Annotated in this window: 2 protein-coding genes; one reads left to right on the top strand and one right to left on the bottom strand. The window is 64.8% G+C overall.

The genetic code is table 11. The features are described 5' to 3' along the window. Positions 1-281: 281 nt before the first annotated feature. Complete coding sequence (locus EOA28_RS30840) at positions 282-2189, bottom strand: phospholipase D-like domain-containing protein (RefSeq protein WP_127251188.1); 1908 nt, start codon at positions 2187-2189, stop codon at positions 282-284. A gap of 205 nt (positions 2190-2394) precedes the next feature. On the opposite strand from EOA28_RS30840, the gene EOA28_RS30845 reads away from it, so the two are divergent. Then, a partial coding sequence (locus EOA28_RS30845; RefSeq protein WP_189342273.1) for a trimethylamine methyltransferase family protein occupies positions 2395-3024 on the top strand: 630 nt, incomplete at its 3' end.

Raw genomic sequence — 3024 nt, forward strand, 5'->3', positions numbered from 1 at the left:
GGATAGGAAAGCCCTTGCGCGATGGCGAACACCGACACGGTCGCGATCACGCCGGTGATCGCGGCCCACTGCACCCTCTCGCTGCTCTTTGAATCCGCCGCGCTCATGGCTGTCCTCGGCTGGCAGCCTTAGCCGTTCGCCTGGGCAGCCGTAAGCCCTCGCACGCGAAAACCGCTTGCTCCAGCCAAGCCCTGTCAGGAGCCTCGGCCGGGCCGGCCAGGCCGGCGGCGAAATCCGCTTGCGTCAACGGCCGCTCAAATGGGCGGGGCCGGCGGAGGCTGCTATGGGAAGTAGCGGGCGATGGCTCCCTTCTTGCCATCGGCATAGGGCTTCAGCCATTTGTCGTCGACGGAAATCCCGTCGTCGTCCGAAGGCCCCTTCCCGATCGTCCGGCGCCAGGCGCGGAACTTGTAGTGGTCGAAGACATCCAGCATGTGCACCGCGTAGGCGGCGGCAAACGTCTTGTCGCCCTCCACGATCACCAGGTTCTCGTCATTCTCGTAGGAGGCCTTGTAGCCGAGGTTGTGGCTGCCCGTGATGACGGTGGCGTTGTCCTCCATCGGATCGATGATGACGATCTTGTCGTGCACGATGGCGTGGCCGACGGTCAGCACTTCCGCCTGGAAATCGCGGGCGATCGTCGCGCCGGTCAGGTTCGCCGCCCTGACGATCGAGACGTTCGGCGCCTCCCAGACCTTTTCCGGGAACACGAAGGGCGACTTGCCGTCCTTGTTCGACTTGTGGGTGACCGGATCCTTGGTAGGCGCGACGTAGTTGGGCATCGCCGTCTCGTCGCTGATCGCCCCCTGCACGATCAGCTTCGGATCGGCTTTCGCCGCCGCCACCGCTTGGTCGACGATCGAGTTCTCGCCGAGCTGCGAAGGATTGAACACGAGAAACAGCACCGCGCGCTTCGCCGCCTTGATGCGGGCGAAGACGTCCTCGAGGTCGACCGGGCGCACCGAGATGTCCTTCTTGTTGCGCTCCGGGTCGTTCGGCGAGAACCACACCGTCATGCCATTCAGCGCTACCGTCGCGCCGTCGAGCGGGTTCGCCATATGATTGTCCTTGCGGAACGGCACGCCTTGGGTCTGCGCCACATGTCCGGCGGCGCTCTCGCTGGCCGGCGGCGGGAACACGTCGGTCTTCATCCGCTCCCAATAGGCATTGAACACCTTGGCCATTGCCGGATCGTCGCGGACGAAGGCGTTGTTCGACTGGCCGCAGATACCGGTCGAGGTCCAGTTGGTGCTGCCGGTCATCACCGCCCGCGGATCGCCCTGGGCATCGCGATAGACGGCGAATTTGTTGTGGCCGATATGGTTGTTGTTGAACAGGCGATCGGTCACCACGACGCCGGCGTCATGCAGGCGCTTCCTGAACGGCGCGTTGCCCAAGTCCCATTTCCCGGTCTTGTCATCCCGGCCCGAATTGGAAAGGATGACCTCCACCACGTCCTTGGCGGCGATGATCGCGTCGCACAATTCGTCATCGCCGAGCTCGTAGAGCGCAAGCCTGACAGTGCCGCCTTCGCTCTTGGCCCGCTTCATCAGGCTGGTAAGCACGTCAGGCACATCGCCATGCAGGTAGGCGCGTATCTTGCTTGCCGGGTTCTGCAGCTCGGCTCTGATCTTGTCGCGCTGCCCGACCTTGATGCCTGCTTCCGCCAGCGCGCGCGACATCCATTGCGTCGACAAGACCCCGTTGGTGAAGGCGACCCGCGCGTTGCCGAACATTTGCCCCAGGAAAATCGGCGGACTGACGGCGCCCTGCCCGAGATAGCCGAGCGGACGCGGAGCACCCGTATAGGCAGGCTTGCCGTCCACGGCCTGGTCGGGACGCACCGGCACCGGTTCGAGGCCCGGCTTCATGTCGCCGACGGGGCGTACGCGGTAGGCAATCATCTCGCCCTCCGGCCTGAGATCGATACTGTCGCGGCGCCGGCGCACCGTCAGGTCGCGCCAGAACGTCTTCTGCACCGGCCACACCCCGGTGTCCTGCGGTATCCATCTTGGATTGCGCTGTCCCTTGAACGGCACCCACGCCGCCAGGCAACGCTCCTCACCGCTATCGGGATAGAGGCGGACGATCTCGAAGCCGAGGCAACCCGGGATCATCCCATCGATATCCCATGCCAGGAACGCGACCTCGTTGTTGGTTGCCGCGCGCACTTTGATGACGTCAGGCATCGCTATCCCCCTCAAGATGCTCGGCCTGCAAGTATAGCACAAGTAAAAGACGGGAATGTAACAGGCTTCACGCAGCGAAACGGCAGGCGACCGGTTGCCGTCCCGTCATGTCGCTTCCCTCGCCCTAGTGGTCGCCGCCTCCTCACCGGCTGCATGGCCGCCGGTCCATTATGCCGGCCAAATACGTACCCTGACGAGGCATTTCATGACCGCTGCCCTCCATCCCGCCGAACCAGCCCTGGCAACCGATCGCGCCCGCCGTGGCGGCCGCGCGGGCAAGCGCGCCGGCGGGTCGGCCGCTTTCGAGCAGCCCGCCTTCCGGCAGTTGAAGAACCCGCTGACGCCGACCAAGTTCGTCTCCGACGACGAGTTGGAATCGATCCACCTCGCCTCGCTGCGCGTGCTGAAGGAGATCGGCGTCGACGTTCTGCACGACGAAGCCCGCCGCATCATGAAGGCGCATGGCGCGGATGTGCGCGAAGGCTCGGAGCGCGTGCGCTTCGACAGCGACATGATCCTCGAGCTCGTCTCGCATTGCCCGTCGGAATTCACGCTGCACGCCCGCAACCCGGCGCACAATCTGCGCTTCGGCGGCAACAACGTCATCCTGTCGATGATGGCCTCGGCGCCGAACTGCTCCGACCTCGACCGCGGCCGCCGGCCCGGCAACCAGGCCGACTACCGCAACTTCCTGCGCCTGGCGCAGATGCACAACATCCTGAACTGCACCGGCGGCTATCCGGTCGAGCCGATCGACATCCACCCGTCGGTGCGGCACCTGGAGTGCATCCGCGACCTCGCCATGCTGACCGACAAGGTCTTCCACATCTATTCG

This window comes from Mesorhizobium sp. M2A.F.Ca.ET.067.02.1.1 (genome assembly GCF_004023285.1).
In the GTDB taxonomy this organism is placed as follows: Bacteria; Pseudomonadota; Alphaproteobacteria; order Rhizobiales; family Rhizobiaceae; genus Mesorhizobium.